Genomic DNA, 6,146 nt, shown 5'->3' with positions numbered 1-6,146 from the left:
CCCTCCACACCCCCCGCCACGCCGCCCCCAGAGGCACCACCCGCCCCCCAGGCCCCCCACCCCCACTGGGCCCCGCCTGACCCCCACCCGGCCGCCCCACCGAACATGACGCCCCGGCGAACGCGACCCGACAGCGGCACCGACCGCGACGACGACCCCGATCGCCACTGCGACCACGCCCGCGAGAGCAGGTGCGACGCCGACAGCGGTGACGGCGACAGCGGGTGTGACCGCGCCAGCGGTGACCGCCGTGACGGCGTGGGTGGGTGTCGTGGCCGGGCCGGGCTTGGACGAGGCGTGGTCAGTGAGGGTGGTGGGGGGGCGGGGCGTCGTCTTCCGGGGGGTCGATGAAGCGGTCGGGCCAGGTGAGGACGGACTCCAGCCAGGGGGTGTGGAGGGAGGCGGTGAGGTGGTCGAGGCGGGTGGAGGGGTCCAGGCCGACGGTGATGGTGGCCAGGTCGTCTTCGAAGGTGTCGGGGGGAGTGCCCTGGAGGGCTGTCAGGGCCACGGGGCGGTTGGCGGGGAGGTCGGTGGACAGGGGGTGGCGGCGCAGGGAGCGGAGGCGCTGGCCCATCTTGGCGTCGGGGGACTGCTGGCGGAGGCCGGGGAGGACGTAGTCGAGGGGTGGGGCCATGCCGTGGGGGTCGGGTTCGGCGGCGTCGAGGGGGAAGAGCTTGTCGAGCTCGTGCAGCCAGCGGAGCTGGGGGATGACGAAGAGGGGGCCGGGGGGCTCGGGGGCGGGACGGGCGCCGTAGGCGTTCAGGAGGGAGGTGGCGGCCTCGGTGGCGGCAGTGGTCAGGGCGGCGGGGTCGTAGGCGGTGCGCAGTGCCAGGGCGCGGCGGCCGACGCTGTGGTCGAGGACCGTGGCCAGCATGCACTCGCGGAGCCGTGGCGCCAGACGGGACCAGGCCCGGCCCAGCTCGGGTGGGACGGCCGGCAGCGGGCGGTTGGTCAGATGGCCGAGGATGAGGACGTCGGTCCACAGGCGCAGCCAGGCCTGCTCGGCGGAGGACGCCAGCAGGTCGGCCTCGCGGAGCTCGCGCAGGGTGCAGGCGCGGCCGCCCTTGCACTCGGTGCCGCAGGCCACCGAGCGGCGGCCCGAGATCGGCGGGGGAGGGCCCGGAAGGAGTTCCTCGCGGTCCTCGCCCCACGGCACGCGAATCCGCAGCGGACGGTCCATGCCGTCGGCGAAGACGGCGGCCACCCCCGGACGCAGCGAGACGACCTCGCGTGACTGGTCGGCGTCGAGATTCATCGCCGAGCCGACCACATGACGGTCGTCGTACGCCGGAAGCCGATGGACGATCTTCAGCGCGGTGTTCTTCACCACGTCCGGGATCAGCTTCACCGGGATCTGCTCGGCCACCACGATCCCCTCGCCGTAGGCGCGGATCTCGGCCAGCAGCCCCGCGAACAGCTCGACGGCGTGGGCGCTCGCCGAGTCGCGGTTGCGCAGCAGCCGGTGCGCCTCCTCGATGACGATCACATGCCGCAGCCCGGTGGTCTTGGTCGTGCGCGCCCGCATCCGCAGATGCTCGACCACCCGGATGATCAGGGTGCCCATGAGGAACGCCTTGTCCTCGTCGTTGGCGACGTCCTCGATCGCCAGCACGACGTTCTCCCGCAGCAGCCCGCCGATGTCGGCGTCGTGGCCGCCCTCGAAGAACCGGCCCGCCGAGCCGATCCGCAGCGACCTCAGCCGGACGTCGACGAAGCCCTTGACGTCGGACATCAGCTCCTTGCCGTAACCGACGTCGGCGATGACGTCGAGCGCCGCCTGCTGGAGCTGCTCCAGGGTCGGCACCGACGGCGGCACCTCGTTCGGCCCGGGCCTGCCGCCGCCCGTCACGACGTCCCAGCCGCACGCCTCGTAGACCCGCTGGAGCGCCTGCGCGATGATCTGCGGGAACGGCTCCTCGGCGTCGAACGCCGCCTGGAACAGCGCCCGCACCATGTCGATGTGCGCCTGCACCGGATAGCCGGGTTCGGGCGCGAGCGGGTTCAGTGACATCGGCACCGCCCCCGGATCGGACGGGTTGACGACCGTCACCGGCGCCCCGATCCGCCCGGCCATCGCCGCGTACTCCGACTTCGCCGGCTCGATCGCCAGCCACGGCACCCCGGCATGGGTGAGCTGCTCCAGGATGTGCCGGACGGTCTGCGACTTGCCGGAACCGGTGGCCCCCGTCACGAACGCGTGCCTGTTCAAGGTCTCCAGCGGCACGGTGAACCGGCCGACGGTGCGGTCCTGCCCGTCGAGGATCGCGCCCAGCTCCAGCCCGCCACCGGAGGTCTCCGACGTCACGTCGAAGTAGCCGGAGTCGAGCACCCGGACGCCGGGGACCTCGCGCCTCGGCAGCCCGGCCAGCGCCGCGAGCGCACCCGCCGACGCCACGAACGGGAAGCCCTCCTCCGAGCCGCCCATCGCCTCCGCGAACGCCCCCATCTGACGCCCGGTGCGCAGCCGGTAGGGATGGTGCCCGAGTTCCATCGACCCGACCAGCACCGGCGCGATCTGCTCCAGGTCACCGGGGGAACCCGCCCCCGCCAGCACCCGGACGTTCCACAGCCCGGCCTCGCGGAAGGAATCGAGCTCGGCCAGCCTCCGCTCGGCCCGCTCCACCCCGCTCTGGTCGTCGCGGCGCAGGATCCGCAGCTCGTGCCGCAGCTCCCTGATCTCCGCGTCGAGGAGCTGCTCGGGGCAGGGGTCGGCCGTCACCAGCCAGCCGAACGGGCGGCCGAGCAGCGTGACGAGCATCTGCTCGAACAGCGACGACCGCTCCTGCGCGGTGGCCAGCGGCGGGGCCTGTCTGCCGGGACAGCGGGTCCACACCATCCGGGCGGCCTCCTGGAGCCACCCGTCACCGCAGGGACGGCCGCGCGCCCCGTTGGGGAACAGCAGGCCGCCGTCGCCCGAACCCGCGTTGGTGACCAGCTCCAGCGGCGAGCCGCCACCGCGCGACAGCCAGCCCACCACGAACGGCCGCCGCTGCTGCGCGGCCGACAGGACGGCGGGCAGCACCGTCACGAAGTCCCACTCCGCGGACGAGATCCGCTCGGGAACGGGAATCGCCTCGATCCGGAACCAAGGGCCCTGCGCCGTCATCATGCCCCCCATGATGCACACCCCCGGCGACCCCGCCGCCGGGTTTTCCACAGGGGGTGGGTCAGATCTCCTCGCGGGTGCGCTCGGGCAGGCCCTGGGCCTCGGCGACCGGGTTCCACAGGCCGAGGAACTTCGTCTTGGCCTTGCCCGCCTTGTCGTTCCACTCCTGGAGGCGCTCGGCGGCGTCGCCGTCGCAGCCGCCCTCGTCGCGCAGGAACTTGATGGCCTCGCCGTTGGCGTCGATGGAGGCCTGGAGGGCGTCCTTCAGGGCGGCCTTGAGGTCGTCGCCGCCGTCGAGGGCGTCCAGGTTCAGGTCGTCGACATCGCCGAGCTGGGCCTCGCGCTCGGAGACGGCCGTCTTGAAGGTGGAGATGTCGCCGCTCTTGTCGGAGCAGTTGTAGGTGATGCTCTCCAGCTTCTTGCGGCTGGCGGTCATGTCGGACAGGACGCCGTCGACGGCGGTCGCCTGGGACTTGGCGTCGCCGCTCGGCTCCTGCGCGGGGTCCTCGGAGTCGTCGGGTTCGGGCGCGCTCGACTTGGCGGTGGTCTTGCCCGTCGGCTGCGCGGACGGCAGCTGGACGGCCACGCCGCCGTCGTCGTCGCTCTTGGACCAGAAGACGTAACCGACGACGATCAGCGCCGTCAGCAGCGCCGCGACGAGCCCCGCGATCAGCGGTCCGCGCCAGCGGGGGCCGTCGTCGGGCAGCCACTGCTCGCCGCCCTCGGGACGGCGCGGCGGCTGGTGGCCCGAGCCGCTGTCGTCCCACGCGCTCTGCCGGCCGCCGCCCCGCTGGGGATTCCACGCCTGCTCGGCCCAGGGACGCTCCTGCTCGGCGGGCTGGTTCGCCCACGGCCGCTCCTGCTCGGCGCCCCACGCGGGCTCGGCGGGCCGCGCCCCCCAGGCGGGCTCGCCCGGCTGCTCGGCCCAGGGCCGGTCGGGGTCGGCGGGAGGCGCGGACCACGGCTGCTCCGACCTGGCCGCCGGAGGCTGCTCCGCCCACAGGTTCTCGTCGGGCCTGGCGGCCCAAGGACGCTCGTCGGGCTGTTCGGCCCAGGGTCGTTCCACTGGCTGCTCCGCGGGCTGGGCAGCCTGCGGGCGTTCCGCGGGCTGTTCGGATCGGGTCCGCACGGCTTCGGCGGGGGGTTCGGCCCACGGACGCTCGGGGTCGGCGGGCTGCTCGAACGCTCGGGGACGTTCGGGAGGAGCGGGCCAGGGACGCTCGTCGGCCTCGGCGGGAGGCTCGGCCCAGGGGCGGTCGGGGTCGGCGGGCCGCTCGAACGCCCTGGGCGCCTCCTGCTCGGTCTCCTGGACGGGCTGCTCCGCCCACGGATGGCGCGGAGTGGCGTCCGTGGGCTGGGGGTCGTCCGGGTCATAGCGCCAGGACGGCCGCTGGCCGGTGGCGTCGGGCTGCCACGGCTCCGGCGGCCAGGGCTCGCCGCCCGGGATCTGCGGGGTCCACGACACGGCGTCGTCGGCCTGCGGGAGCACGGCATCGCAACGGGTGCATCGCCCCAGCGAGCCGGGGGTTTCGCTACGGCATTCCGGACACTGCATCGGCGGCCTCTGTCGGGGGTTGGCCTCAGATTAACGTCCCACACACTACAGGGGACGCTATTGCCACTTATCAGGCTTTATGCGTCAGAACGCCTTCCGTTTGGCGAGACCCAGCGGAGCGATCGCCTTGTTCCACCCGGCCAGGAACCTGGCCTTCGCCCGCGCCGTCTGGACGTTGAGCTTCGCGCCCTGCTTGTAGTTCGGGTCGTCGGTCGGGGTCTTGCCCTGGCAGCCCTGGTGGGCCTGCGCCCACTGCAGGAACGCCTGGTCGACGTTCAGCGAGTACTGCATCGACTTGACCAGCGACCGCTGGAGCGCCGCCCCGCCGGCCAGCTTGCCGAAGTCGAGCTGCTGGGCCTGCTGGATCTGGCCCTGCCGCTGCTGGGCGACCTGCTGCATCGAGGCGATCGACGCCGGGAGCTTGTCGCAGTTCGCGGCGTTGGCGAGCGCGGTGCCGAGCAGCATCCGGCTCTTGTAGCTCGTCGCGAGGAGCCCGTTCACCTTGACGGCCTGCGCCTTCGCGACCGGGTCGACGGGCTTGGCCGGCTGGCCCTTCTGCGGCTTGTCGCCGGCCGGCTGGGACGTCTTGACGGCGGGCGCGTTCTTGTCGTCATCGCCGCCGGGCAGCACGAAGAGCACCGCGACGATCGCCAGCACGACCAGCACCGCGACACCGATGGCCAGCGGCTTGCCGGTCAGGCCGCCGCCGCCCGAAGAGGCCCGGTGCGAGGTCGTCGTCGGCATCGGGCCGTTGGGGTCCCACAGCGGCTTCTCCTCGCGCGGGCTCCACTGCTGCCAGGAGTCGTCCGGCCCGCCGGGGCCGCCGGGACGGTTGCCCGCCTGCTCGGCCGCCTGCGCGGCCTGCCAGGCCTGCGGACCTCCGTCGGCGCCCCACGGCACTCCCGCGGGACGCTCCCCGGCGTGCGGCCCACCGGGCATTCCCTGCTGCGGCACGTCCGCGGGAATCCCCTCGGGCCAGGCCGTCTGCAGACCGTTCGACTGGAGACCGTTCGACTGGAGACCGTTCGCCGCGGGCGCGCTCTCACCCGAGGGCCACGGCGCGGCACTGATCGCCCCGGCCGGTGCGCCCGCGCTCTCGCCGCCCCACGGCGCCGCGCTCAGCCCGCCGGGAGCGTTCTCGGCCCCCCACGGGGCACCGTTCTGCCCTGCGGGCGCGCTCTCCGTGCCCCAGGGGGCACCGTTCTGCGCGATGGGTGCGTTCTCCGTGCCCCAGGGGGCACCGCTATGCGCGCTGGGCGCGCTCTCCCCGGCCCACGACGTGCCGTTCTGTGCGCCGAGGGCGTTCTCGGGCGCCCAGGCGGCGCCGTTCTGTCCGCTGGGAGCGTTCTCGGCGCCCCACGGTGCTCCGGGGGCGTTCTCGGCACCCCAGGGGAGACCGTTCTGTCCTTCGCCGCCCCAGGGCGCCGCCGCGCCGGGCGCGGCCTCGGCGCCGGGCCAGGGAGCGGCGGGCTGGGGGGCGGCGGG

The 6,146-nt window shown here is 74.0% G+C and carries 2 protein-coding genes and 1 pseudogene; all 3 read right to left on the bottom strand.

Annotated elements, in window-relative coordinates; all coding sequences use genetic code 11:
- Positions 1 to 301: 301 nt before the first annotated feature.
- Entirely contained in the window at positions 302 to 3,109 is a 2,808-nt protein-coding gene (locus ABD785_RS41040) for an ATP-binding protein (protein ID WP_344840301.1), read from the bottom strand.
- A 58-nt stretch (positions 3,110 to 3,167) separates the two neighbouring features.
- On the bottom strand, positions 3,168 to 4,595 hold the full coding sequence (locus tag ABD785_RS41035; RefSeq protein WP_344840298.1) for a hypothetical protein: 1,428 nt from the start codon (positions 4,593 to 4,595) through the stop codon (positions 3,168 to 3,170).
- 150 nt (positions 4,596 to 4,745) lie between these two features.
- Positions 4,746 to 6,146: pseudogene (locus ABD785_RS41030) on the bottom strand (hypothetical protein); the annotation flags it as partial.

It is taken from the genome of Actinocorallia longicatena (genome assembly GCF_039534125.1).
In the GTDB taxonomy this organism is placed as follows: Bacteria; Actinomycetota; Actinomycetes; order Streptosporangiales; family Streptosporangiaceae; genus Actinocorallia; species Actinocorallia longicatena.
Note: the sequence above shows the minus strand (reverse complement) of the source record. Positions and strands in the feature narration are given on the sequence as shown.

Coding starts and splice junctions, on each gene's coding strand:
- ABD785_RS41040 (WP_344840301.1), bottom strand. CDS start 3,109: ATGATGACGGCGCAGGGCCCTTGGTTCCGGATCGAGGCGATTCCCGTT.